24 protein-coding genes, 1 tRNA gene and 1 pseudogene are annotated in these 26,899 nt (G+C 55.3%); 14 read left to right on the forward strand and 12 right to left on the reverse strand.

Features of this window, described 5'->3' with window-relative positions; all coding sequences use genetic code 11:
- Positions 1–93: 93 nt before the first annotated feature.
- From B2P82_RS08290 to B2P82_RS08310, 5 genes are all read left to right on the forward strand, one after another.
- Positions 94–1,641, forward strand: a complete 1,548-nt coding sequence (locus B2P82_RS08290; RefSeq protein WP_290496389.1) for an acyl-CoA synthetase — start codon at positions 94–96, stop codon at positions 1,639–1,641.
- Between the two features lie 57 nt (positions 1,642–1,698).
- Positions 1,699–2,844, forward strand: coding sequence for an aminotransferase class V-fold PLP-dependent enzyme (locus B2P82_RS08295; protein WP_290496390.1), 1,146 nt, complete (start codon positions 1,699–1,701; stop codon positions 2,842–2,844).
- Between the two features lie 110 nt (positions 2,845–2,954).
- The gene (locus B2P82_RS08300) at positions 2,955–3,410 is read left to right on the forward strand and encodes a MaoC family dehydratase (protein ID WP_290496392.1); all 456 of its coding nucleotides are present in this window, start codon (positions 2,955–2,957) and stop codon (positions 3,408–3,410) included.
- A 147-nt stretch (positions 3,411–3,557) separates the two neighbouring features.
- Positions 3,558–3,968 carry a peptide-methionine (R)-S-oxide reductase MsrB gene (msrB, locus tag B2P82_RS08305; protein ID WP_349679741.1) on the forward strand — a complete coding sequence of 137 codons (411 nt, stop codon included), beginning with the start codon at positions 3,558–3,560 and terminating at the stop codon, positions 3,966–3,968.
- Positions 3,969–4,026: 58 nt separating this feature from the next.
- Positions 4,027–6,267: a S9 family peptidase gene (locus B2P82_RS08310; protein ID WP_290496395.1), complete on the forward strand. Its 2,241-nt coding sequence runs from the start codon at positions 4,027–4,029 to the stop codon at positions 6,265–6,267.
- A 64-nt stretch (positions 6,268–6,331) separates the two neighbouring features.
- On the opposite strand, the gene B2P82_RS08315 is transcribed toward B2P82_RS08310, so the two are convergent.
- The 6 genes and pseudogenes from B2P82_RS08315 to B2P82_RS08340 form a co-directional block, all read right to left on the reverse strand.
- Positions 6,332–6,408: transfer RNA gene (locus B2P82_RS08315), tRNA-Pro, on the reverse strand.
- 53 nt (positions 6,409–6,461) lie between these two features.
- Positions 6,462–6,926, reverse strand: a complete 465-nt coding sequence (locus tag B2P82_RS08320) for a MerR family transcriptional regulator (RefSeq protein ID WP_290496396.1) — start codon at positions 6,924–6,926, stop codon at positions 6,462–6,464.
- A 16-nt stretch (positions 6,927–6,942) separates the two neighbouring features.
- The gene (locus B2P82_RS08325) at positions 6,943–7,236 is read right to left on the reverse strand and encodes an integration host factor subunit alpha (RefSeq protein ID WP_034815398.1); all 294 of its coding nucleotides are present in this window, start codon (positions 7,234–7,236) and stop codon (positions 6,943–6,945) included.
- Between the two features lie 103 nt (positions 7,237–7,339).
- Positions 7,340–8,307 (reverse strand): annotated as a pseudogene (locus B2P82_RS08330) (3-oxoacyl-ACP synthase III family protein).
- A 23-nt stretch (positions 8,308–8,330) separates the two neighbouring features.
- Positions 8,331–9,356 carry a phosphate acyltransferase PlsX gene (gene plsX / locus B2P82_RS08335; RefSeq protein ID WP_290496397.1) on the reverse strand — a complete coding sequence of 342 codons (1,026 nt, stop codon included), beginning with the start codon at positions 9,354–9,356 and terminating at the stop codon, positions 8,331–8,333.
- Positions 9,357–9,448: 92 nt separating this feature from the next.
- Positions 9,449–9,940 (reverse strand): ubiquinol-cytochrome C chaperone family protein, encoded by a 492-nt coding sequence (locus tag B2P82_RS08340; protein WP_290496399.1) that lies wholly within the window; start codon positions 9,938–9,940, stop codon positions 9,449–9,451.
- Positions 9,941–10,075: 135 nt separating this feature from the next.
- On the opposite strand from B2P82_RS08340, the gene B2P82_RS08345 reads away from it, so the two are divergent.
- Together B2P82_RS08345 and B2P82_RS08350 are read left to right on the forward strand one after the other, a co-directional pair.
- The gene (locus tag B2P82_RS08345; RefSeq protein WP_034815402.1) at positions 10,076–10,552 is read left to right on the forward strand and encodes an outer membrane protein assembly factor BamE; all 477 of its coding nucleotides are present in this window, start codon (positions 10,076–10,078) and stop codon (positions 10,550–10,552) included.
- Between the two features lie 240 nt (positions 10,553–10,792).
- On the forward strand, positions 10,793–10,987 hold the full coding sequence (locus tag B2P82_RS08350; protein ID WP_206990540.1) for a hypothetical protein: 195 nt from the start codon (positions 10,793–10,795) through the stop codon (positions 10,985–10,987).
- 12 nt (positions 10,988–10,999) lie between these two features.
- Here the strand turns inward: B2P82_RS08350 and B2P82_RS08355 are convergent, their stop codons facing one another.
- Positions 11,000–11,185: a NepR family anti-sigma factor gene (locus B2P82_RS08355; protein ID WP_290479485.1), complete on the reverse strand. Its 186-nt coding sequence runs from the start codon at positions 11,183–11,185 to the stop codon at positions 11,000–11,002.
- Between the two features lie 274 nt (positions 11,186–11,459).
- On the opposite strand from B2P82_RS08355, the gene B2P82_RS08360 reads away from it, so the two are divergent.
- Both B2P82_RS08360 and B2P82_RS08365 read left to right on the forward strand, forming a co-directional pair.
- Positions 11,460–12,326 carry an alpha/beta fold hydrolase gene (locus B2P82_RS08360; RefSeq protein WP_206990541.1) on the forward strand — a complete coding sequence of 289 codons (867 nt, stop codon included), beginning with the start codon at positions 11,460–11,462 and terminating at the stop codon, positions 12,324–12,326.
- Between the two features lie 75 nt (positions 12,327–12,401).
- On the forward strand, positions 12,402–13,142 hold the full coding sequence (locus tag B2P82_RS08365; RefSeq protein WP_290496400.1) for an SDR family NAD(P)-dependent oxidoreductase: 741 nt from the start codon (positions 12,402–12,404) through the stop codon (positions 13,140–13,142).
- Here the strand turns inward: B2P82_RS08365 and B2P82_RS08370 are convergent.
- Both B2P82_RS08370 and B2P82_RS08375 read right to left on the reverse strand, forming a co-directional pair.
- Positions 13,139–14,305, reverse strand: coding sequence for a CaiB/BaiF CoA transferase family protein (locus B2P82_RS08370; RefSeq protein WP_290496402.1), 1,167 nt, complete (start codon positions 14,303–14,305; stop codon positions 13,139–13,141). The genes B2P82_RS08365 and B2P82_RS08370 overlap by 4 nt on opposite strands.
- A gap of 145 nt (positions 14,306–14,450) precedes the next feature.
- Entirely contained in the window at positions 14,451–15,638 is a 1,188-nt protein-coding gene (locus tag B2P82_RS08375) for a glycosyltransferase family 2 protein (RefSeq protein WP_290496404.1), read from the reverse strand.
- A gap of 319 nt (positions 15,639–15,957) precedes the next feature.
- Here B2P82_RS08375 and B2P82_RS17055 point away from each other — a divergent pair, with 319 nt between their 5' ends.
- Positions 15,958–16,878 (forward strand): glycosyltransferase family 2 protein, encoded by a 921-nt coding sequence (locus tag B2P82_RS17055; RefSeq protein ID WP_414652025.1) that lies wholly within the window; start codon positions 15,958–15,960, stop codon positions 16,876–16,878.
- On the opposite strand, the gene B2P82_RS08385 is transcribed toward B2P82_RS17055, so the two are convergent.
- On the reverse strand, positions 16,843–17,922 hold the full coding sequence (locus B2P82_RS08385) for a D-2-hydroxyacid dehydrogenase (protein WP_290496408.1): 1,080 nt from the start codon (positions 17,920–17,922) through the stop codon (positions 16,843–16,845). The two genes, B2P82_RS17055 and B2P82_RS08385, sit on opposite strands and share 36 nt — an antisense overlap.
- A 247-nt stretch (positions 17,923–18,169) precedes the next feature.
- Between B2P82_RS08385 and B2P82_RS08390 the strand changes: the two genes are divergently transcribed.
- Both B2P82_RS08390 and B2P82_RS08395 read left to right on the forward strand, forming a co-directional pair.
- Entirely contained in the window at positions 18,170–20,644 is a 2,475-nt protein-coding gene (locus tag B2P82_RS08390; protein WP_290496410.1) for a TonB-dependent siderophore receptor, read from the forward strand.
- A 278-nt stretch (positions 20,645–20,922) separates the two neighbouring features.
- Complete coding sequence (locus B2P82_RS08395) at positions 20,923–21,960, forward strand: LacI family DNA-binding transcriptional regulator (RefSeq protein WP_206990547.1); 1,038 nt, start codon at positions 20,923–20,925, stop codon at positions 21,958–21,960.
- Between the two features lies 1 nt (position 21,961).
- Here B2P82_RS08395 and B2P82_RS08400 read toward each other — a convergent pair whose 3' ends face one another.
- Together B2P82_RS08400 and B2P82_RS08405 are read right to left on the reverse strand one after the other, a co-directional pair.
- Positions 21,962–22,942: a glycoside hydrolase family protein gene (locus B2P82_RS08400; RefSeq protein ID WP_290496413.1), complete on the reverse strand. Its 981-nt coding sequence runs from the start codon at positions 22,940–22,942 to the stop codon at positions 21,962–21,964.
- A gap of 126 nt (positions 22,943–23,068) precedes the next feature.
- On the reverse strand, positions 23,069–24,319 hold the full coding sequence (locus B2P82_RS08405; RefSeq protein ID WP_290496415.1) for an MFS transporter: 1,251 nt from the start codon (positions 24,317–24,319) through the stop codon (positions 23,069–23,071).
- Between the two features lie 88 nt (positions 24,320–24,407).
- On the opposite strand from B2P82_RS08405, the gene B2P82_RS08410 reads away from it, so the two are divergent.
- Positions 24,408–25,298 carry an ROK family protein gene (locus B2P82_RS08410; RefSeq protein WP_290496417.1) on the forward strand — a complete coding sequence of 297 codons (891 nt, stop codon included), beginning with the start codon at positions 24,408–24,410 and terminating at the stop codon, positions 25,296–25,298.
- Between the two features lie 188 nt (positions 25,299–25,486).
- Positions 25,487–26,896: an alpha,alpha-trehalose-phosphate synthase (UDP-forming) gene (locus B2P82_RS08415; protein ID WP_290496419.1), complete on the forward strand. Its 1,410-nt coding sequence runs from the start codon at positions 25,487–25,489 to the stop codon at positions 26,894–26,896.
- The last annotated feature ends 3 nt before the right edge of the window (positions 26,897–26,899 follow it).

The following is a 26,899-nucleotide window of genomic DNA, read 5'->3' on the forward strand; positions in this document are numbered from 1 at the left end:
GTTGCCCGTGGACGAATGCGAATGTCCCGCTAGAAACGCCTCCAGACCGTCGAGCGCGCTCACCAGAAGCGCCGCCGATATCAGGAGGAAAACATGCATCCCTGCCACCACGCGAAGACCCATCCTGACAAGGCCGCCTATATCATGGCTGCCTCCGGAGAAACCGTAACCTTCAAACAACTGGATGAGCGGTCGAACCAGATAGCGCACGCATTTCGCGACGCCGGCCTGAAACCCGGTGATACGATTGCGCTTTTCGCAGAGAATTCGGCACGCTATTTCGAGATTTGCTGGGCCGCTCAACGCTCAGGCCTGTATTTTGTGTGCGTGTCTTCACGCCTGACGGCGCCCGAAGTTAAATACATTATCGAGGATTCCGGCAGCTCCCTCCTGATCGCCAGCGCCGGAAAAGGCGACGTTGCAAAACAAGCGAAACAACTGGTCGCCATTGATCAGTTCTGGTCCATTGATGGTGACATCGAAGGCTTCCAGCGGTTGGAGACGCATCAATCGGCCTTTCCAGTGACGCCCATCGCGGACGAGATGGCCGGTACGGACATGCTGTATTCCTCCGGGACAACGGGAAGACCGAAAGGCATTCGTCCGCCACTCGAGCGGGATATGCCTATCGATGCTGACAATGTCCTGCTTCAGATTACACGAGGAATGGCAGCTGCAGGACCAGACAGCGTCTATCTTTCACCAGCTCCACTCTATCATGCTGCCCCGCTCCGCTGGTGCATGACGTTCACACGCCTTGGCGCCACGCTGGTGGTTATGGAAAAGTTCGATCCAGAAGCCTTTCTCGATTGCGTGCAGGCTCACAAGACGACCCATGTTCAGATGGTCCCAACCATGTTCGTAAAGCTTCTGAAACTTCCGGAGGACGTCCGAAAATCCTACGACGTCGCAAGCCTGCAATTCGTGATTCACGCAGCCGCGCCGTGCCCAATCCCTGTAAAAGAGCAGATGATTGAGTGGTGGGGGCCGATCATCGACGAGTACTATGCAGGTTCGGAAGGCAACGGCATGACATGGGCCAAAAGCGCCGAATGGCTCGAGCACAAAGGTACGGTCGGGCGCGCGATTTTCGGCGAACTTCATGTGTGCGATGAAAACGGAGATGAAGTGCCGGTTGGCAGTGAAGGCCAGATCTACTTCGGCGGCACCACCCCACCAAATTATCATAATGATCCTGAGAAAAATGCCTCGGCACTTAATCCCAAACACCCTGACTGGTCGTCTCTCGGGGATGTTGGCAAAGTCGACGAAGATGGCTTTCTATACCTGACCGACCGCAAGGCCTTCATGATCATATCGGGCGGCGTGAACATCTATCCGCAAGAAGCGGAGAATGTCCTGATCACTCACCCCAAGGTCGCCGACGTGGCAGTCATAGGGGTGCCCGACGAAGAATTCGGAGAATCTGTAAAGGCCATCGTCCAGCCAATGCCGGGGATAGCCCCATCTGATGAGCTTGCCGCGGAACTGCTTGAATTCTGCCGAGGCGAGCTATCAAAGATCAAATGCCCGAAAAGTCTGGATTTCGACCTCGAGCTGCCCCGGCATCCGACCGGAAAACTGTATAAGCGACTGATCCGAGACCGTTATTGGGGCAAGAAAGAAAGCCGCATCGTTTAGGCTGAGCAGAATATGGAGGCGCTTCCCCTCATTTTTCTTTCACGCTAGGGAAGAAAAATGAGCGTCATTCCAAACCAGCGCCATTTGTTCGATATCCCGGACGATGTTGCCTATTTCAACACCGCAACGATGGGACCGATGACGACAGCCTCGGTCGAAGCCGGTAAAGCCGGACTGGCCCGGAAGCTGCAGCCCTGGTCTATTCAGGACACAGACTTCTTTGCGGACACTGCGCGCCTCCGTCCCCTACTGGCCCAATTGATCCATGCTGACACCGACGGCATCGCCTTTGTCCCATCTGTGAGTTACGCGCTGGCCACGGCTGCCGCCAATATAAGCTTGACGAAAGGTCAGGAAATTCTTGTCCTGGAGGACCAGTTTCCCTCGAACGTTTATGTCTGGCGGGCCTTGGCGGAGTCTACCGGCGCCCAGCTGAAAACCATCACCCGCACGGGCAGTTCGACTCTGTCCGACTGTCTTCTCAACGAAATCGGGCCCAATACCGGACTTGTGGCTTGCGCTCATATTCGCTGGACCGACGGTGCATTGGTCGATGTCGCGGCGGTTGGCAAAAAATGCCGGGAGTTCGGGGCCGCTTTCGTGCTGGACCTGACCCAGAGCTGCGGTGCACTGGATTTCAACACGCAAGATGTTCAACCCGATTTCGTGGCAGTCGCCGGTTACAAATGGCTGCTCGGTCCCTATGCGACCGGCTTCCTATATGCAGCCCCGAAACATAGATCGGGCCGTCCATTGGAGCAGAATTGGATCACCCGGAAAGGCGCCTCCGATTTCGCGAGGTTGATTGACTATTCTGACGAATTCGGAGCCGGGGCCGAGCGGTTTGACATGGGGGAGCGTTCGAATTTTGCACTGCTTCCAGCCTTCGAAAGTGCCGTTCGCACACTTCTGGACTGGGGCGTCGAAAACGTGGAACGCACGCTTCGCACCCGCAATGCCGACCTGTCGCAAAGGCTCAGTTCAGTTGACGTCTTGTGCCCTCCAGAAGCCGAGCGCGGCCCTCATTATCTCTGCCCCTTACTGCCGGACTCTGCGCCCGAAGACCTGACGGCACGCCTGAAGGCAGAAGGAATTTTTGTGTCTCGCCGAGGCGACCGGTTGCGCATCACTCAGCACCTCTTCACGAATGACAAAGACACCAACCGGCTCGTGGAACGCCTCGCCTATTTCCTCCGATCCTGAGCAGCTCGGCCAGAACCTGCTCTGCTACAATCTGCACTTGCCGCTCGGTCAAGCTTGCCGAGACGTCAATCGCACGCCAAAACAGGGAAAATTTCTAATTGGAGGAAAACATGGCGGACCCACGCACAGTTGCATATGACGATCTCGAATCCCTGGCTGGCCAGGAAGTCGGCGTGTCCGATTGGCACACAATTGATCAGGATCGCGTCAATATGTTTGCCGAAGCCACGGGCGATCATCAGTGGATCCATGTGGATGTCGAACGCGCCACGAAGGAACTCGGCAGCCCCATTGCGCACGGCTTCCTGACCCTGTCGCTGCTGCCGATGCTGGGCTCTGAAGTCCTGCGCGTCTCCGGCACGACACGCGGCATCAATTACGGCTCTGACAAGGTCCGGTTCACGAATATGGTGCCGGTCGGCTCCAAGGTGCGGCTGCGCCAGAAATGCCTGTCGGTTGAGCCGAAGGCTGGCGGCAAGCAGATGAAGATGGAAGCCACGGTGGAAATCGAAGGCCAGGAGCGCCCCGCGCTGGTCGCAGAATTCATTACGGTTCTGTACGGCTAGTTTCAACGCCCATTCCCAAACCATTCAAGGGATCGCTCTCCGGCGATCCCTTTTTCTTTGCCGCTTTCCCTCCAGATTGCATCACCTATCATGGTGTGATGCTCCGAACCGCCTATATGATACGCGAACACTCTCATGGAGCTCATGATGACAAAAACCAGGATTCAGCGGTCCGACCGCGAATGGCGCGAGATACTGACTGAAGAGGAATATCGCGTCGGTATCAAAGAGGGTACCGAGCGTGCCTTCACGCCCGGCAATCACAATGACGAACACCGCGAGGGACTCTTTCACTGCAAGGGGTGCGATACGCCGCTCTGGTCGTCTGAGCACAAATTCGAGTCTGGAACGGGATGGCCGAGTTTCTGGCAGCCAGCAAGCGAAGGCGTGGTTGCGACCAAGACCGACTTCAAGATGATCTTGCCGCGCACTGAATGCCATTGTGCAATCTGCGGCATGCATCAGGGACACGTTTTCAAGGATGGGCCGCCGCCCACCGGAGAACGTTGGTGCATCAACGGCGTCGTTCTTGAGTTCAATCCGACCAAACAGGCCTAGACACGATCAGCAGCAGCTGGTCCTATCGAGGCTTGCTCACAGCTTCGGAGTCTTTGATATGCGCCTCCTTCCCCTTTTCATGATCAGCGCTGCCGCGATGGCGCTTACGACCGGATGCACCATGACTGAAACACCTTCCCCAGACCTGACCCAGGCCGACACCTCATCGCCGAATGCGCAAGCGGCGGCGCGCCTCACATCGCCAGTTGCCCCGCGCATTGATCATGAAATCACGCAGGTTGGGCGGACCCGCAACGATCCCTATCACTGGATGAAGGATGAGAACTGGCAAGACGTCATGCGCGACCCAAGCGTCTTGCGCCAGGATATCCGCGACTATCTCGAAGCGGAAAACGCCTTCACAAAGTCAGCACTTGAGACTCCCACCAGCGCCCTGCGCGATGAACTTTTCAAGGAAATGCGAGGACGCATCAAGGAAGATGACAGCTCGGTTCCCGAGATTGACGGCCCTTACGCATACTACACCCGCTACCGTGAGGGCGGCGAATATCCGATTATAGCCAGAAAGCCAGCCGACGAGGCCTTTGACCCTGATGCTGAAGAAACCATCCTTTTGGACGGGGACGCGCTTGGAAAGAAAGAGGACTATTTCTCATTCGGCGGTATTGATACCTCACCGGACCACAGTCTGATCGCTTATGCGACGGATACGCAAGGCAGTGAGTTTTATACAATTCGTCTAAAGAATATCGACACAGGCGAAGATCAAGGCGTTGGCATTGAAAACGCCTATGGACCGTTTGAATGGAGCGCCGATGGCAAGCGGATTTACTGGATCCATCGCGACGAAAACGCGAGACCGGATTCAGTTTGGCAGAGAGATCTCGAAACTGGCGAAGACACTCTGGTCTACAAGGAAAGTGATCCGGGATTCTTTCTCAGCATCAACAAGAGTGCGAGCGAAGAAGTAATTTTCATTGGAGCGTCCAGTCACACGACATCGGAGGTTTACTGGTTCCCCGCCGACGAGGCAGATCCGACACCCCGAATTATCGCACCGCGCCAGACCGATAACGAATACAATGTCGTCCACTGGGACGGTCAGTTCTACATCTATACCAATCTCGACGGCGCCGTAGACTTCAAATTGATGCGTGCACCGATGGAGTCGACCAGTCGCGAGGCCTGGGAAGAAGTGGTTCCGCACCGTCCGGGCACTTTGATCTTGGGAATACAACCCCAAAAGGACTTTCTCGCCATCATGGAGCGCGAGAACAGCCTGCCACAGATTGTCATTCGGGCGCGTGAGGACGGCTCCAGCCACAGGATCAATTTCGATGAAGCGGCATATTCGTTGGGTCTCGATAGCGGATATGATTTTGCGACACCAATCCTGCGATTTGAATATTCGTCTCCAACGACTCCGGACCAGGTATTCGACTATGACCTGAACACACACGAGCGCACGCTTCGCAAGACGCAGGAAGTGCCATCGGGCCACAAACCGGAAGACTATGTTGCCGAGCGATTGATGGCGCCATCATGGGACGGGGTCGAGGTGCCGATCACGCTACTGCGCCACAAATCAACTCCCGTTGATGGCTCGGCGCCCATGTTGCTGTATGGATATGGATCATACGGAATCACCTACCCAGCTGATTTCCGCACTAGCCGGCTCAGCCTTGTCGACCGCGGCGTGATCTATGCGATTGTGCATCCTCGCGGTAGCATGTCCAAGGGGTATCAATGGTATCTCGACGGCAAGCTCGAAAAGAAATCAAACACGTTCAAGGATTTCATCGCGGCCGGACATTATCTCGTCGATCAAAACTACACGTCTGAAGGCAACATCGTTGCCTATGGCGGATCTGCCGGAGGACTTCTCATGGGCGCGGTCGCAAACATGGACCCGGAACTGTTTGGCGGCATTATCGCAGCCGTACCATTTGTCGATGTTGTGAATACCATGTCTGACGAAAGCCTGCCGCTGACGCCGCCGGAATGGCCGGAATGGGGCAACCCACTTACGTCCGCCGAAGATTACGACACGATCATGGCCTATAGCCCATATGACAATGTAGCCGACAAGCCATATCCGCCCATGCTCATCACTGGCGGCCTGTCGGACCCGCGTGTCACCTATTGGGAGCCCACAAAATGGGCAGCGCGCCTGCGCCACGATGCGCCTGATGCTGGCCCCTACTTTCTGCGCATCGAGATGGAAGGCGGCCATGGCGGCGCATCCGGTCGTTTCGAAGGCCTGAAGGATATTGCACTCGATTATGCCTTCGCTCTTGCGGCCATGGGCAAAGTTGAAGGTGCGGATTTTAAAGAATAATAGTCCGGCTCGGATGCCGCCACTTCACGCCCAATTCAATCTCCGGATTGGACAAGGCGGTGAATGGTCGGAGCGATAGGATTCGAACCTACGACCCCTCGCCCCCCAGGCGAGTGCGCTACCGGGCTGCGCCACGCTCCGACACCGGCGGCTTGTACCCAAGCCGCCAATATTCCGCAATGTCTTATGTGGGTTCAGGCTGCGCGAGTCTGGCGAACCGCGTCGAGCCGGGCTTTCAGATCTTTCAGTTCGACCAATGTATCCTGAAGGCGTTCTCTGGGATCGCCTGATACGTCTCCCGCCACATCAGCCTGGAACGCGTCTGCCACGCTTTTCTGAAGTTCGCGCGCCGGGCTCGTGCCGAGCGTTGCTGCTCCGGAGAGGACCGCTGGGACACCCTGCTCTGCAAGCAATGCCTTGGCACCTTTGAGCGTCATTCCTTTTTCGTGCACGAGAGTCTGGATGGCCCGGAGCGCATCAAGATCCTGCGGACGGAACATGCGGCGACCATCGGCGCGCTTGATCGGACGGACATCCTTGGTGAATTTGGTTTCCCAATATCGGATCACATGTGTCTCGAGCCCGAGTTCGCCTGCAGCCTCGCCAATCGAACGGAATGCCTGAGCTGATTTGGTGACGCGGGCTCGGTTTGCCGACATGAGGGATCCTTCCTGACTATTTGTGGTCCACCAATGATTTCAACATTGGTGAAGGGCGGAAGGTGACGACGCGGCGCGCGGCGATGACAGCTTCCTGCCCGGTTTTCGGGTTGCGGCCTTCCCGTGGCGCTTTTGATCGCACCACAAAATTACCGAAGCGAGAGAGCTTGACCTCATCCTGAGTTTCCAGAGCCGACCCGATCAATTCCAGCGTTCTGTCCAACAAGTCCGAAGACTCTTGGCGAGTCACACCGACTTCGCGGACGATGGCATCCGTGACTTCTGCCCTGGTGACGGTCTGATTGCTCATGGGATTCTCCCGCTCTGGTTAATGGTTAAACGCGCTTCGTTAACGTATCCCTAGCGAAACCGTTGCGTCAGTTCTTTGATAATGCTGATTTTTGAGGATCAGGCTAGAGGCGGAAAAGGCTCGCACCCCAAGAAAATCCACCGCCCATTGCTTCCGAAAGAATCAAGTCGCCCGGTTTAGCGCGGCCCGTTCGAACGGCATGATCCAGCGCGAGCGGAATGGACGCTGCAGAGGTGTTGGCGTGCTGGTCGACCGTGATGATGACTTTTTCATCATCAATTTTCATCCGTTTCGCCACGGCGTCGAGAATGCGCTTATTGGCTTGATGAGGTACAAACCAGTCAATCTGCTCAGAGCTCAGACCAGTTTCATCCAGCACGGCCTGGATCGCCGAGGAGATGTTGGCGACAGCATGGCGGAATACCCTGTTTCCTTCCATACGCACGTGACCGATCGTTCCCGTCGAGCTTACACCACCATCTACATAGAGCAGATCGGATTTCGTACCATCGGTCCGTATATGATGTGTGATTATCCCGGCATCATCAGCGCCAGTCCACTCCTCAGCTTGCAGCACGACCGCGCCGCCGCCGTCGCCGAAAAGAACGCAAGTTCCCCGATCCGACCAATCCAGAATGCGCGTGAAGGTTTCAGCTCCAATCACGAGCGCGGAATTGAACAGGCCCTGTTTAAGCATGGAATCGGCGGTCGCGAGCGCGAACAGGAAACCTGAGCATACCGCCTGAACGTCAAAAGCTGCGCCATGATCCATGCCGAGCTTGGCCTGAACAGCGGTGGCAGTCGCGGGGAATGTCTGATCGGGCGTGGTGGTGGCCAACACGATCAGGTCTATATCGCTCGCTTGAAGGCCTGCAGCCTCTAGCGCACGTTTCGCCGCTGCGGCCGCAATGTCGGACGTGACTTCGCCGNNGCAATATGTCGACGTCGAATTCCGGTGCGCTCCACGATCCAGTCGTCGGTCGTCTCGACCATTTTCGAAAGGTCCTCATTTGTCAGGACCTTCTCTGGCAGATAGCTGCCGGTTCCACGGATAAAACTGCGCCGCGCCATGTCTTGCCTATCAATAGGACGGCCTATTCGGCCGCCATACCTTTCGTTCTGATTTTCTCGAGATTGGCCGCAACCTCATCCCTGAAGTGACTTGCCGCGAGATCGGCTGCCAACTCGCAAGCCCTGGCAAAGCCTCTACTGTCTGTGCCGCCATGACTTTTGACTGATACGCCGCCCAAGCCCAATAGCACACCGCCATTTACATTGCTCGGATTCATCTGCTCTCGCAGACCTTTCAAACCACCCATGGCGAGCAATGCGCCGATCTTGGACAGGACGCTGCTTGTCAGCGCTTCACGCACGCGTGTTCCCAACATACGGGCAACGCCTTCGCCAGCCTTGAGCGCGACATTTCCGGTAAAACCATCAGTCACGATGACGTCGACGGTACCCGATGAAATGTCATCGCCTTCGATAAAGCCATGATAGGCAAGATCGAGCCCGGAATTGCGCAACCATTCGTGCGCCTCACGGATCTCGTCATGCCCCTTCATCTCCTCGGAGCCGATATTGAGGATACCTATGGTCGGCTTCTCGATGCCAAGAATGGCGCGTGCATAAGCTTCGCCCATAATCGCGAAGGTAACGAGTTGTGCCGCGTCCGCTTCAAGGTTCGCGCCGACATCCAACACGACGCTCCGCCCCCGAAGAGTCGGCCACGCCGCTGTCATTGCCGGACGGTGCACGCCATCCATCTTGCGCAGGACCAGCATGGAGATCGCCATCAAGGCACCCGTATTGCCCGCCGAAACTGCAGCGCTCGCGCGGCCATCTTTAACGTCATGAATAGCATTCCACATCGAGGATCCCTTGCCGCGCCGAAGGGCCTGGCTGGGCTTCATGTCGCTGGTCACATGAAGATCGGTGTGAACGATTGCGATACGCTCCGACGGTTTGGACAGGAGCGGCTTCAGCTGAGCTTCGTCACCATGCAGACGCACGGAGGCATCCGGCCGCGCTGCAAGAAAGAGCTCTGCGCCCGCGACCGTCACATCGGGGGCCTGGTCGCCCCCCATTGCGTCAATTGCCAGTATTAGGCCTTGGGCCATTGGGCTTCCGTGCTCCACCAGTTCGTTCGGGATACTTTTCGGTGTTTACGGCGCGCCTCTGTCATTGGCAACGCCGGGGATGTGAACGATGGCTAATCTTGACCCGGCACCTGCCAGGACAATTTGCCGGCGAGCACATCGTCGTCCGCTGCAGCGGCAAAGCACATCGCGTTGTGTAACAAAAAGGCCGCAAGCAGGGGTTCCCGGCCCGGTTCGCTTATCCCGTTTCGTTTGGCACATTCAGACACGGTTTGATGGATCTCTGAATGAGGAACGCTCAAGGCCTCCATCAAGGCCTTGCCGAGACCATAGTGCAGCTCCGCCAGTTTTCGCACTTTGCGGGCAATAGACGAATCACCGACGCCCAATTCGCGGAACGCTGCGTCAAATCCATCCAGCGCCAGACGATTCACATGTTCGGCGATCTTTCGTGCGCGGGCCGAGTCGATGTGCTTCAAACGCCGTATGACCAATGTGGCGTTTGCCGTAATCATCGCAGCACGGCCCTCGAATGTGTCCCGCGCCGCCCCTTGCTCGTACAAGACCGGCTGCAGCGCGGCGGCGGCGAGGTCTGTGTACAGCATGTGGGCTGAGGCCTGGACCGTGCCCCCCCGCCCACTCCAAAGATTGCGAAACCCGACCACACCTGCACTCCTTCGCTTGCCAAGACCGGCCACCAACAGCTAGGTCTTTCAGAACGAATTAACAGGAGTAGTCCTATGTCGCGATGTGCGATACTGGCACTGTCACTACTGGCTCTGCCCCTTACAGCTTGCTTGACGCCATCGCGCGATTATCACGGCTATGTGGCGGACGAAGCTCAGCCGCGCGAAATGAAGCCAGGCGAAGATACTCGCTCCAGCGTGTTGGCCCAACTTGGGTCGCCCTCCACCACCAGCATCTTTGACGAGAACACCTGGATCTACATGTCCGAACTTCAGGAGCGCATTGCGTATCTGAACCCGAAGGTGAAAACTCGCAGCGTTGTCGCCATACGCTTTGGTGAAGACGACAAAGTAGAAGAAGTCGTCGAATATGATCAGGATGCTGGCCAGATCGTGAATTATGCGTCGCGTGAAACGCCAACTCGCGGCCGAGAGCTTGGCTTCTGGGAGCAGATCTTCGGTACGATCGGGGCGGTTCAGCTGCCACGCACCAATGAAGCCACACCGGACAATCCGACCGGTCGTCGTTAGGGTACTGGCCTCTTGGCTCCATAGCAAAAGATGCAGCCCATATAGGGACCGCTCTATCTCGCGTGGAGTGAATTATAGAAAAGTAACTCGCCTCTTGGCGGATTTCGGGGTAGTCTTGGCTTATTCCGTCACGATTTGGCGAAAGGCGACGCGATAGACGTTCCAGCCTCAGACGGAAAAGGTGTGTAGTTGTGTGGAATTTCGGTTCCGAACGAACAACCTTGAAGCAGGAGGATGGTGATGGTCTGGAGACTACCTCTCTTAAACAGGACCTTGAAGTCGCTGCAAAAATCGAGTGAACAGTCATCAACACAAATGTTGGCGACGGACGATATCCAAAAGCGCTATGAAGCGGTCAAGTGCTTGGCCAAGCAGCGTTTGGATCGTGCAGACAGGCTGATTTTCGAGGAAGATATCCCTCAACAATTTGGCTGAGGCCAAGCGTCTTCAGTCCTTGCGCTTAGTCTGTTTTGATTCCTGAGCACGCAGCTCATCCAAAAGATCCAACATGGATTGTGGGCACGGCTCCGCGAGAACTTCCGCATAGGCTTCGCGCAATGCCGCTCCAAGTTTGGCGGCACGCTTGATGCGTGCGACATCATGTTCACTTAGATGCTTAGCGACCGCTTTCACGCTGCCCCTCCCAGTGCGCTCCCCAGATTCCGATCATCCATTCTGACCATAATCACGCCAAAAAATATATGGTGGAAGCTTTAATATGCTCTTACCATTCTCCCTTTAGGCGAAAAATATTCTCGAGCCTTGCCTGTGTATCACCCATGCATTGCTGTCACCACATCTGTCCTTGCTTGGCGAAAAAGCTGTTTCACTCGTTTAGCCGTCGCCAGAGGCGCATGCCGCTACGGAGAGACTGGACAAGCTTGGCGAGGCCCGAAACTATAGCCAGATGATACATGGACCAACCTCCCAAACCTATATTTCGCAACGCCTTCGTCTTCACTATGTGGATTGGGGCAATGAAACCGCTCCGCCTTTGATTCTCTTGCATGGCGGACGAGACCACTGCCGTAGCTGGGACTGGGTTGCCCAGGAACTTCGCAAGGATTGGCATGTTATCGCCCCCGACTTGCGAGGGCATGGTGATAGCGCTTGGTCGGCCGATGGCGAATATTCTGCGCGGGCCTGCCTGTACGATTTTGCTCAACTCATCCATCAAAAAAAACTCGCACCGGTTACGATTGTTGCCCACTCCTACGGCGGCAACATCGCGTTGCGGTATTCCGGGATCTATCCAGACAATGTACGCAAATTGGTGGCCATTGAGGGTCTGGGCCCCTCCCCCAAAATGCTGAAAGAGCGGTTTGGACGCCCGATCGGCGAGCGCATGCGCGAGTGGATCGATTCCAAGCGCGGCATGGCCGGGCGGACGCCGAAAAAGTATGGCAGCCTCGAAGAAGCATACACGCGCATGAAGGATGAAAACAGCTATCTCAATGACGAGCAGGCGCGACACCTGACCCTGCACGGGATCAGCCAGAATGAAGATGGCACATGGTCGTGGAAATTCGACAACTATTTTCGCACGTTCCCGCCCTACGACATGGCGCAGGAAGATGTGGAGCAGTTGTGGGGAGAGATCACTTGTCCGACCTTGCTGCTCTATGGAGAAAAAAGCTGGGCTTCGAACCCCGCAGAGGATGGCCGGATCGAGAAGTTCAACACGGCGACCGTCAAACTCTACAAGGATGCCGGTCATTGGTTGCACCATGACAAGTTCGAACAATTCATGGGCGACTTGAAGGCGTTTCTCTGATCGACTGCCCCGAGGACAGTGCTGGCGCGCAGGCGCAACTGCACTAAGCTCTCCAAAAATACTGGAGGGATAGCCATGAACGATCCACTACTGAATTTCGAAGGCAAGGTGGCCCTGATTACCGGCGGCAGTCGCGGCCTGGGATACCAGATGGCAAAAGCGCTTGCTGCACGCGGCGCAGATATCATCATAGCCAGCCGCAAAGTGGATGCCTGTGAAGCGGTGGCTGAAGAGGTTCGGGCAATGGGACAGCGTGCTCTCGCCGTAGGTGCGCATTGCGGGAAATGGGACGAGATCGATAAGCTGATCGAAGCGGCATACGCCGAATTCGGGCACGTCGACATTTTGATAAACAATGCCGGCATGGGGCCGCGTATGCCGAGCCATGAGGTGCCCGAAAGTCTGTATGACAGTGTGCTGAACTTGAACCTGAAAGGCCCCTATCGTCTGGCGAGCATAATCGGCCAAAAGATGAAAGCGCAGGGCTCTGGCAGCATTCTCAACATCTCTTCGATTGCCTCCCTCCAGCCACTGGCCCAAGTCGTTCCTTACAGCGCGGCCAAGGCTGGTCTCAACGCGATGACGATTGGCATGGCCAAGGAGTATGCGCCGCACGTTCGTGTAAACTGTAACTGCGCAGGCCCTTTCCTGACCGATATTGCGGACGCATGGACCGACGAAGCCCGCCAAACAGCGGATAACGCCCTCCGTCGCCCCGGACGCCCCGAAGAAATCGTATCGGCTGCCCTTTATCTATTGAGCGACGCGGCCAGTTTCTCCACCGGATCCGTGATCTCGGTAGATGGCGGGACCTAGTCGATCCCCAATCCCAACTCGGACAATACGAGCTCCGTATGTTCGCCAATTCTTGGCGCCGGAGCGATTTCTCGCTGCTGCGTGCCTCGAAAAGTGACGGGTGGCTGCGTTTCCCAATAATGACCTTCCGTCGGGTGCTCGCGTCGTTGAAAGAAGCCTGTCGCCACAAGATGCGGGTCTGATTGCAGATCCGGGAAATCGTTCACACGGGCCGCCGGAATATCTGCTTTCGCCAACGCGTCAATCCAATACTCCGTCGTCTGCTTGTCAAAATATTCCTGCACGCGCGACATCATGTAGTCCTGATTGAAAAACCGCCCCTTGCCATCGGCGATGCGTTCGTCCTGCAATTCTTCCGGGGCACCCATGACGTCGAACAGTTTGATCCAGCGCGCGTCAACATAAGGTGCAATCACGATCCAGCCATTCGACGTCTTGAGCGGCTGGCGTGAAGGGTCGACCTGACGCTGATACAGGAATGGTCCGACCGGTGGATCGAACTCAGCCTCGTAGAAATGCTCCTCCAAGAGGAAGTGCGTCACGCATTCGAACATGGGAACTTCGACATGAACTGCCTCGCCCGTGCGGTCGCGATGGTGAAGTGCCGCAAGCGTTGCATACATTGCATGCATTCCGGAAACCTTGTCGGCGAAGGCGGTGGGAATAAAGCGCGGTCGCTCGTTTCCGTCGACCTTTGGCAAGAGCATGGTTGCGCCGGACAGGCCCTGAATCAGGTCATCATAGGCAGGGCGACCTGCATAGGGACCATCCGATCCGAAGCCCAGGCAATGGACATAGACAATGTCGGGCTTGATTGCACGGACCTCTTCGAAAGTCAGGCCGAGGCGCGTAACCGCATCTGGGCGAATATTGTGGATGAAGACATCGCTCTGCTGGATCAGCTTCCTTATGGCCGCCTTACCGGGTTCAGATTTCAAGTCCCAGACGACGGAGCGCTTACCTCGATTAATCGTCAAATGGCATGGTCCCATGCTACGATTGTTCGCAGGCTTGCCAACATTGCGAAAATCATCCCCTCCCTTTGGCTCTACCTTTACGACATCCGCGCCCATGTCGGCCAAGGTCTGCGTGCAATAAGGACCGAAAATGACTGTGGTCATGTCCGCAATCTTGATGTCCGACAGAAGGTTGGTGCCTGGCATGTTGCGCATCCTCCAAATTTAGTCTTGCTGCGATTGGCGAGCCGCAGATGCTTCCAAGGCAATTAGACGGGGTGTCGTTAGGACAGACAAGCCGGATCAGCGTTGTTTCCACGCATAAATAACCGGTACGAGGATCTGCCGTTTTTCAGATTGCGCTGGCTAGTCGAGAGACTCCGGTTCGGACCCCCAATCGCACACCTGTCAGGCGCCAAAAAAGCCCCCAATACGCTCGGGCGCGCTTGAAATCACGTTCCGAAAGTTGGATGCGAATTCGATAGGTGAGCAACCCCGCAATCCGTGACAAGGCTTCATTTCGGTCTTCCAATGGAGCCAGGACATCCCTGACCCGGTCCATCCATTCCGGATGCTCTACCAGTTCATCAAGACCATAACGGCATCCAAGCATGCCGCTCAGGATATGGCCTTCCAATGGATTGAGCGGAGTAATTCGGTCGGCCTTCACGGCTCCGTGGAGTGCCTCTATCGCACTGGGCCACAGCTTCTTGCGCGCCGCGATTACCGCCTTCTGAAACAGCGCCCGGCGGGCACTGAATGGATCACCCTGGCCACCACTCAGTTCATCTAGCGAAAGTGTGGGCAATATTCGCTCCATTAAGCCAGTGTCCGCGGCACACCAACGGGCATATCGTGTATCGGCGGCATAGCGGATATCGCTCGGGCCGCGTGGGCCCTCATGTTGCCGCTGGAACAGAGTCACCGCGTCGACACGACGGGCTTCATAACGGCGCGCGAGTTCTATCAGCACCGCATAATCCTCCGACACCGTTATATGCTCAGGCAACGGACCGATAGCGTCGTAGCAAGATTTCCTTACGAGCAAGCATGGTTGGCCGGTGATGAAACAATCCTCGAGCACATGTAGAAAGAATGATCGTCCATCTTCTGGCGGATAGGGGAACGTCTTTACATACTCGGTCCGACCGGTGCTCGCGTCCACGGAGAATTTCTGCAACGCACCATACGAGATGTTTGTGTCCGAACACTCCAGAAATGGTGTGATCAGGTTCTCTAGCGCATCCGCTGGTGCGATATCGTCATCATCCATGATCCAGATGAGGTCGCCGCTTGCGCAGGTGAGTCCGACGTTCAGAGCTGAAAGTTTCCCGCCATTCGCCTTCTTCAAATACCTGACTTGCCGCTCATACGCTGCCACCACACGATCCGTGTGGTCGGTAGAACCGTCGTCAACGACAATGATTTCTTCAATGGACCAAGTCTGCGCCAACAAACTATCGATACTTTCCGCAATCAGATGAGCCCGATTAAAGGTCGGAAGGATTACGGTTACGGATGGCGGGGCAACAGACGTCATGTGGATGCTTGGAACTCAATGGCATGCAAGAGGAAGATAATAGGGACAGCGCAATATTCGAGCCAAAGAAATTGATGTTCTTCCAGATTTCGGTATGAAAATCGCATGGGATGCTATTGTTTTTCCAGTCACTTCCCCATGACTCAACGTATTTGAACTTCGTTTTTCTCGAAAAGAAAGCAAATTCGTACAAATGAACAACGAAATCACGCCCCCACAAATTGCCCGTGTAACGATTGTCGTTTCACCGAGAGAGCGTTTCGAACAGGCTGAGATGTCATTGAGTTCCTGCTTTGACATGACCGATACGCCATTCCAAATGGTCTATATTGACGGTGGTTCGCCGCGAGACATCGCACATGTTCTGAAGACTGAAGTGGAAACGCGGGGACACACTTACATCCGGCGGGACGGGTTCCTGACGCCCAATGACGCTCGCAACACCGCGCTGCCACTAATTAACACCGAGTACATAGCATTCATCGACAATGATGTTGTTTTTCAGCCCGGGTGGCTGGACGCTCTGATCCAATGTGCAGATGAAACCGGCGCAGGACTGGTAACCCCCACTATTCTGGTTGGACCAGCGGCCAGAATGCCGGACCTCAGCATTCATCATGCGGGCGGCATTCTCGATATTGACGAGGGTGAGAATGGCAAAACCATCCACCGTCGTCATGGTTTCGAACACCAGTCTTACCTGTCCACCAAGAACGACCTCGTTCGGCAGGAAACAGGTTGCACCGAATTTCATGTTGTCCTGGCCCGCACGGAAATGATCCGGGAAATAGGGCCTTTTGATCCGAACCTTGTTGGGTTCACCGATGAAATAGACATGGCGCTGATGGCGCGCAAAAAAGGCTGGAAGATCTTTTACGAACCGGAGTCGGTCGTGGCCTACGCAGTCGGCAAAAAGCTGACTTGGCGAGATCGACCCTATTTTTGCGTTCGCTGGAGTCGTGCGCGCGTTATGCGCGCCGAGAGATATTTCTACGATAAATGGGGGCTGTCGCATGACTTCGAGCGGCAAGAGAATTTTTTGCGCGATCACAAGCGTCACGCTTTCCCGTTCAAAAAACTTCAAAGACTGGCCGGATGGCGAATAACCGTAACGGCAACCGCTTTGGTCTGTGAGGCTGTTTCTGCCTGGGCGTCTCGGCGCCTTATCAAACCGGATCAGTCACCATCTGTGCCTCTACCCCAATTAGCCAATCCAACGCCCGATTCTGTTCCAGGCTGACAACAGACGGTGGCGACCGCGAAACCGCTTAAACTCAGGGGTTAGCGAGAACACGTCTTCTTTCGAGAAGCGGTGAAGCAGGTCTTCTCCCTTCAAGTACCGGGCGTAGTTTTCCTCGACCATATCCAGCGTGCGGGAAGTTCTGTCAGGCATTTGCGGTGTGAAATGCGGCGTGATCATTATGTTTGGCGCTGACCAAAGCCGATGCCATGGAGGAAGCGGCTCATAGGGGTCTGTTACGTCCAGTCCCGCGCCTGCCAGGTGTCCGGACTCCAATGCCGAGATCATTGCCCCCTCATCGACAAGCTGTGCACGCGCAACATTGATCAAATAGCTCCCCGGCGTCATCGCAGCAATTTCACGCGCCCCCAGCATTCGATAACTGTGGTCATTGAGCGACGCACACATCACCACGAAATCCGAATCCCGCACGGCATCCAGCAAGCTATCCCCGCGCATAGCGCTATACATTTGCACGCCGGGGACTTTGGCCGGAATATCTTTCCGCCGATATGCCCTGATATTCATATCTAAGCTCTGGCATTGACGGGCAAGGCACTCTCCTGTCGCCCCGTAACCTATGATGGATATGCTTCGGCCATTTAGCCCGCGTAAGCTATCCTGATCCCGGATGCCCCAGACGCGGCGCCGCTGGGCGCGCGCAAGGGTAGATGCCCTGTACACGAGCGAGAGAATGAAGAAGACAGCGTGTTCGGCGAGCACCGGACCAGACCGGCCCTTCGAAGAAGTCACAACAAGATCGCTGTCACTCAGCCTCTGTGGTGCATAACCATCGAGGCCAGACTGGTCGCAATGAACCCATTTCAGCTGGGGCGCAGCAAGATAGCGATCATCCATCACGCCATCAATCAGGGCGACTTCGCAAGTCTGGAGAGCTGTGTCGATGGCGACCCGATCCTCTCGCTCGACGAAAACCAGTTCAGCAGGCGCAAAGATCTCTTGAAGGCGTTCGCGATGTTTCGCGGACCATGGAAGTCGTGCCATGATCTTTGGTTTGGACTCCAGGAATTTGCGTGTTGTCATGACTAACTTCCAAGGATGGGCAATTGCACCGATGCGAAATTCTGCTGTAAACTGAAAAGAGCAAGAAGTGCGCCGTTTCTCTTCAACTATCGTCTAATTCGCACTCTTCCCTTGGTGAACCCATTACAATCGATTGTATTTATATATTGCAATCGATTGTATTTTGATATTATGAAGAGCCAACCGGGACGTGCCGGTCTAGAAATCGACTGGTGCACACACCAGCAGTGATAGGGAGGAAAAAGTCATGTCGATTGTTCGCAATACACTTTTGCTTAGTGCTGGCGCATTTGCCCTAGCGAATGGCACCGCGTTCACTCAAGAAACTTTGAGTGCAACTGAGGCAGAGGCTCGACAACAAACCATCATCGTGACCGGCATCGTAAAGGCAGGCGGTCAAAACCGACTCGACAGTTCCATATCTGTCAGCAGTCTAAATCAAGACGAGCTGATGAAGGCTGCCCCGCGCAGCACCGCAGAAATCTTTCGCGCCCTGCCCGGCATTCGTGCCGAAAGTTCCGCCGGCGGCGGTAACTCCAATATAGCGGTCCGAGGAATGCCGCTATCCACAGGTGGGGCAAAGTATGTGAGCCTTCAGGAAGACGGGTTGCCGATACTGTTGTTCGGAGATTTCGACTTCGCGCCTGCCGATGGCTTCTACAAAGTGGACGGTACACTTGACCGCGTTGAGTCGGTTCGGGGCGGTACGGCCTCCACGCTGACCACAAACGGCCCTGGCGGCATCATCAACTTCATTTCCAAAACTGGAAGCACAGAAGGTGGCTCGATCGCACTCAGCACCGGACTTGATCATGATGATTACCGGGCAGAATTCGAGTATGGGGGCGCGCTGACTGACACTGTCTACTTCCATGTTGGAGGCCATTGGCAACAAGGTGGAGACTATCGTGATCTTGGCTTTGATGCGGTCAGTGGCGGTCAAATTCGCGCCAGCCTCACCAAGGAATTCGAGAACGGCTTCATACGCGTGAACTCGAAGTGGCTGGACAAAGCCGACGCGACATACATGCCACAAGCTGCTGGTCTGTCTGGTGATGAAGTCACCGACAGCATCGCTGGCTTCTCAGCGACGAATGACAGCCTGCACAGCCCCTACATTCGGAATGGACGCGATGTTGATGGCAACAATACCGTCAACAATTACGACCTTGCAGATGGCATCCGCACACAAATCAAGTCTCTAGGTGTTGAGGCAAACTTCGATATTGGTGCAGGAATAAATCTGGACACCAAGGCCCGTTACCAAGACATCTCAGGCTATTTCAACGCTCCTTTCACGCACTTAGTGGGCGATGCCGATACTGTTCTGGCATCCACTTATGGCGGCGCGTCAGGGAGCTTCTTCAACGGTCCCGGCGCGGGCAATCCGGTGACCTCCGCATCGCTGGCGGCCGCAACGGGCAACCCCTACGTTTCGGAAGTTGCCTACTTCAACACCGACCTCGACGATATGAGCAATTTTGCGAGCGAGTTGCGCGCCTCCAAATCGCTGGCCTTTGAAAGCTCTTCATTGGACCTGACGGCCGGGTACTTCTTCATGAATCAGAAATTCGTTCAGGATTGGCACTGGAATCGGTTCCTGACATCAACTGACACCAATGCGGCTTTGATCGACGTGAATGGCTTCACCGACAATGGAATTCTTGGCTACAATCAAGCTTTCGGTTGGACGGGCACCAACCGCAATTATGACCTCGAATATCAGGCCCGCGCACCTTTTGTGGCAGGAAGTTGGGCACTTGATAACGGTCTGACGATTGACGGTTCAGTACGCTTCGACACGATAGAGCAAACCGGGACACGCACCGAAGGCGCTGGCGGCGCATTTGATGTAGATGGCGACGACATTATTGACGCCCCGGAAATGATGGTATCGCTCAATACTGGCCAAGGTGGCATCGCCAACTTCGAGGTAGACCACACCTCCTTCACTCTCGGCGCGAACTATCTGGTTTCGGATACACTCGCCGTATTCGGACGCTACAGCGACGGTGCGGCCTTCAATGGCGAGCGGCAATTGTTCAATTCGCTAAATGCAGGTGGCGGACTCGTCCCTGGTGGTGAAGAGACATATGTCGATGAGACGGAACAATTCGAAGCAGGTGTGAAATGGCAAGAATCCAGTGACGCCATTCCGGGACAGCTTGACCTCTATGTCACCTATTTCAATGCAGAGACAAAAGAGGATAATTACGAAATCACGACCATGACGGCGCTGGGCAATACCTATGTCTCGCAGGGTATCGAAACTGAATTCAAATATGGTTATGGCGGCCTGGACCTGTCAGGATCGGTGACCTTCACTGATGCCGAAATAGACGATAGCGATACCGCGCCTGCCAATATCGGAAACACGCCGCGCCGTCAGGCAGATTGGATCTGGTCCCTTACACCAACTTACACGATCGACGGCCTGGGGCGCATCGGAGTGAACTTTACCGGCACCACGGACACATATGTCGATGATGACAACGTCTATGTGATGCCCGGCGCAACGATTACAAATTTCTTCGCTGATTGGGACATCACCGAACAGGCTACCTTGTCAGTTGGCGTGAACAACGTGTTCGACGAAGTCCTGTTCACAGAAGCCGAGAACGGCCGAGTGTTCGACACCGATGGCGATGGTGCTGCAGATGTCATCGTTGCCCGCTCGATCAACGGCACCTCCGCGACCGCAACTCTCAGATACCGCTTCTGATTGCCTCCTGCATTGTAGCTGAGAAAGCCAGTCCTTTTCGGAGCCTGCCATTCACACTGGCAGGCTCCCATCTTTTCAGGACGAAGTGCTAGCCACGCCCACAGTTACATCTGCAAGATCACACAATTTTGAGGTCTCGCTATTCCCTTTGTGACTCAGCTTGATTTATAATGGATAATTCGCCCTGTGTGCGGGACACATCGGTCCTTATATGCCCGTTTAATCGGCAATTCAGGCCGCAGACAACAAGACGTCATGACGAGAGGAATTCAGGCGACATGAGCGAGCACGCAAGCAAGTCGCACCGAAAGATGACTATGGCAGAGCTTGCCAAGTTGGCCGAGGTTGATGTCTCGACGGTTTCGCGCGCTCTGAACGATAGTCCGTTGGTGAAGGAAAAGACCAAGCGTCTGATCCTCGATATCGCGGCCGAGACCGGCTATGCAGTCAATGCCTCCGCGCGAAATCTTAGGCGCCAATCGTCCGAGGCCATCGGAATAGTCATCCCGCTACGACCGGAATCTGGCCAGACTATCTCAGACCCCTTCTATCTGGAAATGGTTGGAGCGGTCAGTCAGGCCGCTTCAAGAAATGGCTATGACCTGATCGTGAGTATTCCACGTGAAGACGAAACGATCGCGGAACGCCGCCTTCTGCAGACGGGTAAAGCCGACGGCCTGATCGTAATCGGCCAGGCAGGCATGTCGCAACGGCTTGAAGAGCTCGGACCCTTGGGTCGCAAAGTCGTTGTCTGGGGTGGCAACGCTGGTCACCTAAATTACACACTTGTCGGAAGTGACAATGTCGAAGGCGGTCGACTTGCGGGTGACCATCTTCTTTCGATTGCTCGAAAACGTATATTGTTCCTGGGGCCGGGTCGCCTTCCTGAGGTCCAGCTGCGATACAATGGATTTCTCAAGGCACATGACGAACGTGGCGTACGCTGGGACGATACGTTGACTCTGGATATTGAATTCGGCGCGAAAAATGCGTTCGAGGAAGTTCTTCAATTTTTGGATTCGGGCAAGAAATTTGATGCCATCTTTGCCGCCTCGGATGTTTTGGCAATGTCCGCTTTGCTGGCGCTCAACGCACGCGGCATTTCTGTGCCAGATGATGTAGCTGTGGTCGGTTACGACAATATTGCACAAGCTGGTATGGCAACCCCGTCACTCACGACAATTGACCAGAACATAGCCCGTGGCGGCGAACTGATGGTGGAAAAACTACTCGCTCAACTGGCCGGTGAGACTGCCAAGTCGGAGTTGACGCCCACGCAGCTGATCATTCGTGAATCTAGCGGTGGATCGCGCTAGGCTATGCTGCTGGACCAGACACCGAAGTCAGAGAAATATTTCGCACTGGCGGAAAACTCAGCTGCTTCTCCGGGCCGGCTTGCTCAGTAAACGGACCGAGTACGCTCAACGTACCCCCCACAAGATCATGGTCCACAAGACTACATCCGAACATGCCATCAAGGCCCGTCAGCACGCTGCCAGACACCAGCGCTGACTCCCATTGCCCATCCAATGATGCTGATGTGTACAGTCTTTGCTGAAACTCAACTTCGCTATCAGGCTGGCCTTCAAATTGGCGATTGCAAGCTGACACGAGGAGTAGCCAGAGATTCGATGCTTTGTCGTGATAGAGTTTCGGGACTTCAGACTGAGTATATTCGGCTGCGTCGGGCAGTTCGATCGGAGGCAGCAACTCCGTCATCGAGACACCAGCCGGCCCTTCCGTGAGTCGCGCGCGCGCTATGGCAGGCCTCGTTGGTCCGATCTTGGCAGACCAGAAGGCATTGAGTTCGTCATTGTGATCCCGCACCAGGAACGGATCGCGCCAAGCCATTATGGGACCGCCCTCTTCTCCAGCCCGGTCACCCAGTCTATCCAGTGGCCCCAGATAAAACCCCAGGCGGGTGATCTGGTCATAGTCGCGCAGGGGACAACTGATCGCGGCAGCAGGCACAGTGGTCATGGCATCCGGTGTTGGGCCTGCCCCTACACAAATAGTCTGGAGGAAAGTTCGCGCCGGGGAGATGTCACGGACCCCGGTATATCCGAAGAGGGTTTGGCCCGTTTTTCCCATGATGGCAGAACCACTCCACACGTTGAACGCATCTGCGCCATCGCCCGCGCCGCCGGGCTGGATCGCCACACCTTGATCGCGCCACGAGAGACCATTGTCGGCTGAACGGAAATGCCGAATATGAAAGGAATGGTCGTTGCGCTGCGGCGGCAGGATTGGTGATCCATCGAAGTCCGTCCGACTGAGCGCCAGACAGTATAGATGCAAGTGCCCTTCCCCCGACTGAATCGTCCAAGAGTCCCACAACCAAAGATCTGGATGACGAATGTCTCCCGAAAAGGATAGATCGCATGGATCAGGGATCGGCGCTGTACGGCGACTCATAAACTATCCTCAGGAATATTCCGACTGGTCTGCAGCCTTGAGAGCGGCCGCTGCAGGGTTTGCAATCCAGTTCACAAGCCCCATCACGAACAATAAGCCTGCAAAGCCTGTCGCGAGGACGAAGCCAATCCGCATGTCGCCTCCGCCAAACCTATCACTGGCCACCGCCATCAACAGAGGCGCAAAAGCCGCCGACGCGGCCGTAAAAAACAGGATCAGTCCTGCGACTGCGCCATGATCACTCTTTGGAAAACAGCTGATGCCCTTGGAGTTCAGAGTCGGATAGATCATCGACATGAACAGGCCCGATAGCGGCAGCAGGAAAACCGCCGCAGATTTACCGATCAGCGCACTTGCGAGGAAACAGCCAAAAATGATCGCGGTGAACGCCATCATTACCAACTTCCAGTCAACGATGCGGAGAATCCAAGCCCCAAGAAACCGTCCGACAGCACGCAATACAAAGAAAATCATTACCGCATATGCCGCAAACATCATGGCGGTGTCAGTTCCGGTGAACCCTTCGAGAAAGGTTGGCAGCCAAACAAAGATAGCGACTTCGCAGGCGACATAGAGGGCAATAGCCAACGAAAAACCAAGCGCGTGCGAATTGCCCAAAAGCGACAGCGTGTGTCGTACCGATGCTGGTGTCTCCTTCTCACCAGTAATGGGCGGATATTCTGTCACCAGCGCAGCGATGATCATCAGCGCGCACAAACACGCGGCTATCATGTACAGCCAGGTCCAGGACAAGCCCTGGCCCGTCAGCCACACTACCAGCAATGGGCCGATGATGGCCCCGACGCCGAAGAAGCCCTCGACGGCGTTCATGCGTGACGTGTGATCATCCGTGGAATTCGCGAGGTCTCCAACCAACGCCAATGCGGAGGTCTTGAATACACCGATGGCGAGGCCAGAAATGAAGAGCAGGGTAAAGTAGAGCTGAAAAGACTGGCCTGTCATGAAAAGTGCGCTGGCGACGCCATACATTGCCAAACCACCTATGATCGTCTTCTTGCGTCCGAAGCGATCCGCGAGGAAGCCCAGACCGATCCCGCTCATGGCAATCGCAATCATTGTTGCCCAATGAAACGCGCTCGCCTCAGTATTGGAAAGATTCATGTCCACACGCGCGATCTTGATGATCTCGCCGACCGCATCGGTTGTCATGGCGAACATAAAGAACATCGCGTAAGTGAGTGCGGAAACGAGCGCTACTGAGACGCCCTTTCTGCCAGACCCTACTTGTGTTCTTGTCATCTTGTTGTCTCCTCCGCGGTTGTGATAACAAAAATACAATCGATTGCAAATGAATATTCGAAGTTCTGAAATGATCGGGGAACGGGTTATGTCGACCAGAAACTTTCGCGGCGGAATCGATGCCGGCGGCACCACGTTCAAATGTGGCATCATGGACGATAATGGTAACATCGTTCAGAAGTTTCGCGTCAAAGTCTCGACACCAGACGAAACTATTTCCAGCTGCATCAATTTTTTTCGGCCCGTTTTCGAAACCGAACGCCTGTCTTCGTTCGGAATCGCCAGCTTCGGGCCGATCGATATCGATCCGCGGTCCTCAACTTATGGCGCCATTTTACAAACACCAAAGCGCGGTTGGTCCCTAACCGACCTCAAGACCGCGTTCGGTTCTGCAATGGGCGTACCTGTTGGCCTGGACACGGATGTGAACGGCGCTCTGAGGGCAGAGATGGCGTACGGAGCAGCAAAGCATGTGGACTCCGCTGCCTATGTCACTATTGGCACCGGTATTGGCGCAGGAGTTTTTGCCAATAATCAGCTCTTGGCACACCCCCACCATCCAGAGTTTGGCCACATACCTGTGAACCGCCATCCCTTGGACTCAAGCTTCAATAGCGTTTGCCCATATCATGATGATTGTCTGGAAGGTCTTGCCTCCGCGACGGCCGTGCACGCCCGGGCCGGGGACCCTAGTGAACTTCCACAAGACCATCCTGTTTGGGACGTCACGGCTGATTACCTGGCTCAGGCATGCCGCAGCTTGTTCCTGACAGCCCGCCTGAACCGAATCATTCTGGGCGGGGGGCTTATGTTGGCTCCGCACCTGCTGAGCCGCATACACGTCGAATTCGTTCGTCAGATGAACGGCTATCTCGGAATGGATTACCCGATTGCCGAAGACCTCATTTGCACTCCGGCCTTGGGAGATGATGCCGGTCTGATCGGCGCGATCCTGTTGGGAGGTGACGCAGAACACTAGAGTTTGCGCACTCATAGTTCAGCAAGTACAGCGCTCGCCAAAACGCTCACTACACAGATTTCCTCCAATTCCTCGCGCCAATAACCAGCTGCCAGTTTGCTTCATTTTGGCGCAACTTTTTCAGCTCTAGCGAGTTGGTTGATCATTGTGGCCGGAATGCCGTTGATCAACCAGAAGATGAGGATGCTGTGTCCAGACTCGTAGTTTTTTCGAACCGATTGCCATTGGGATCATCGCCGTCTGGGGGACTGGTCGTTGCCTTGGGAAGAACGATGGAGCAGCGAGGGGGAGTGTGGATTGGCGCCACGCCCGGGAAAAGCGGAACAGGCCAGCATACGCTCCAGTCATATGAAGGAGCCAGCTTTGACCGGCACGCGCTTCATCTGCCGGAAGGCGAATACAACGACTATTACCTGGGATATTCGAACTCCGTCCTGTGGCCGCTTTTCCATGGTCGCACAGACCTTCTGGATGTCGAGGAAGGACAACTCGCAGCTTATAGCAGCGTCAACAGGAAGATGGCGGAAGCATCTGTCAACCTGATCCAGGAGGGCGATGTGATCTGGATCCATGATTATCACTTCATTCCTCTCGCTGCGGAACTGCGCAAATTGGGCGTCAACAATCCGATCGGTTTCTTTCTGCACACGCCATTCCCATCCTCGAACAATGTACGCGCGATGTCTCACAAAGAATTCTTGCTGGATTGGTTGGCTGCGTACGATCTCGTGGGATTGCAAACCCAACGCGATGTCTCTGCACTGATCGAGGTTTGCCGCGCCACTTTCGGCGGACAGTTGTTGTCAGACGGGAGAATCCGCTGCAAAGGTCAGGATATCTGGGCGGCCAGCTTTCCAATTGGGATAGATGCAAAGACGTTCCGGCAGACAGCCGAGACGCAGGAAATGACGTCACCCCGGATTGACCCTGGCCAGAAACTTCTGATCGGCGTGGACCGATTGGATTATTCAAAAGGACTGCCTCACAAGTTCCGTGGATTTCAGCGCTTTCTGGAAGATCAGGATTCCGAAAGTGAGCGCCTTACACTGTTGCAAATCGCATCGCCGACGCGCGAAAATGTGGAAGCGTACCAGGATATCCGGCGCCAGCTTGAGCAGTTATCCGGTGAGGTCAATGGAGAGTTTGCCGAGCTTGGATACATGCCTATCCAGTACATCCATCGCGCTGTGCCCCGCGACTATCTGGCAGGCCTCTATCGACGGGCTGCGATTGGTCTCGTCACACCACTGATCGATGGAATGAATCTGGTGGCGAAAGAATACGTGACTGCGCAGGATTCCAGTGATCCCGGTGTACTGATACTCTCGGAATCTGCGGGGGCGGCAGAGCAGCTGGGCATTGGCGCCCTGACGATCAATCCCTTCGATCCGTCCTCTATTGCTAGCGCGATACGCAAAGCCGTCGCCATGCCCCTGACCGAACGAATTGAACGCCATCAGGCCATGTGGGATGAAATTTCTCTGCACGACGTCTATTGGTGGACTGAAACCTTCCTGAATCGGCTAGACAAAAATGCAAGTTCCCGCAGGAAAAGGAGCAGGTCCATTGCGGACCTGGAGACAATGTTGCGCGGTTAATGC

This window comes from Hyphomonas sp. UBA4494 (genome assembly GCF_002388935.1).
In the GTDB taxonomy this organism is placed as follows: domain Bacteria; phylum Pseudomonadota; class Alphaproteobacteria; order Caulobacterales; family Hyphomonadaceae; genus Hyphomonas.

Coding starts and splice junctions, on each gene's coding strand:
- B2P82_RS08365 (WP_290496400.1), top strand. CDS start 12,402: ATGAACGATCCACTACTGAATTTCGAAGGCAAGGTGGCCCTGATTACC.
- plsX (WP_290496397.1), bottom strand. CDS start 9,356: ATGGCCCAAGGCCTAATACTGGCAATTGACGCAATGGGGGGCGACCAG.
- B2P82_RS08300 (WP_290496392.1), top strand. CDS start 2,955: ATGGCGGACCCACGCACAGTTGCATATGACGATCTCGAATCCCTGGCT.
- B2P82_RS17055 (WP_414652025.1), top strand. CDS start 15,958: ATGGTCTATATTGACGGTGGTTCGCCGCGAGACATCGCACATGTTCTG.
- msrB (WP_349679741.1), top strand. CDS start 3,558: ATGACAAAAACCAGGATTCAGCGGTCCGACCGCGAATGGCGCGAGATA.
- B2P82_RS08290 (WP_290496389.1), top strand. CDS start 94: ATGCATCCCTGCCACCACGCGAAGACCCATCCTGACAAGGCCGCCTAT.
- B2P82_RS08360 (WP_206990541.1), top strand. CDS start 11,460: ATGATACATGGACCAACCTCCCAAACCTATATTTCGCAACGCCTTCGT.
- B2P82_RS08370 (WP_290496402.1), bottom strand. CDS start 14,305: ATGCCAGGCACCAACCTTCTGTCGGACATCAAGATTGCGGACATGACC.
- B2P82_RS08325 (WP_034815398.1), bottom strand. CDS start 7,236: ATGAGCAATCAGACCGTCACCAGGGCAGAAGTCACGGATGCCATCGTC.
- B2P82_RS08345 (WP_034815402.1), top strand. CDS start 10,076: ATGTCGCGATGTGCGATACTGGCACTGTCACTACTGGCTCTGCCCCTT.
- B2P82_RS08385 (WP_290496408.1), bottom strand. CDS start 17,922: ATGACAACACGCAAATTCCTGGAGTCCAAACCAAAGATCATGGCACGA.
- B2P82_RS08340 (WP_290496399.1), bottom strand. CDS start 9,940: ATGCTGTACACAGACCTCGCCGCCGCCGCGCTGCAGCCGGTCTTGTAC.
- B2P82_RS08375 (WP_290496404.1), bottom strand. CDS start 15,638: ATGACGTCTGTTGCCCCGCCATCCGTAACCGTAATCCTTCCGACCTTT.
- B2P82_RS08350 (WP_206990540.1), top strand. CDS start 10,793: ATGGTCTGGAGACTACCTCTCTTAAACAGGACCTTGAAGTCGCTGCAA.
- B2P82_RS08310 (WP_290496395.1), top strand. CDS start 4,027: ATGCGCCTCCTTCCCCTTTTCATGATCAGCGCTGCCGCGATGGCGCTT.
- B2P82_RS08320 (WP_290496396.1), bottom strand. CDS start 6,926: ATGTCGGCAAACCGAGCCCGCGTCACCAAATCAGCTCAGGCATTCCGT.
- B2P82_RS08395 (WP_206990547.1), top strand. CDS start 20,923: ATGAGCGAGCACGCAAGCAAGTCGCACCGAAAGATGACTATGGCAGAG.
- B2P82_RS08390 (WP_290496410.1), top strand. CDS start 18,170: ATGTCGATTGTTCGCAATACACTTTTGCTTAGTGCTGGCGCATTTGCC.
- B2P82_RS08295 (WP_290496390.1), top strand. CDS start 1,699: ATGAGCGTCATTCCAAACCAGCGCCATTTGTTCGATATCCCGGACGAT.
- B2P82_RS08405 (WP_290496415.1), bottom strand. CDS start 24,319: ATGACAAGAACACAAGTAGGGTCTGGCAGAAAGGGCGTCTCAGTAGCG.
- B2P82_RS08410 (WP_290496417.1), top strand. CDS start 24,408: ATGTCGACCAGAAACTTTCGCGGCGGAATCGATGCCGGCGGCACCACG.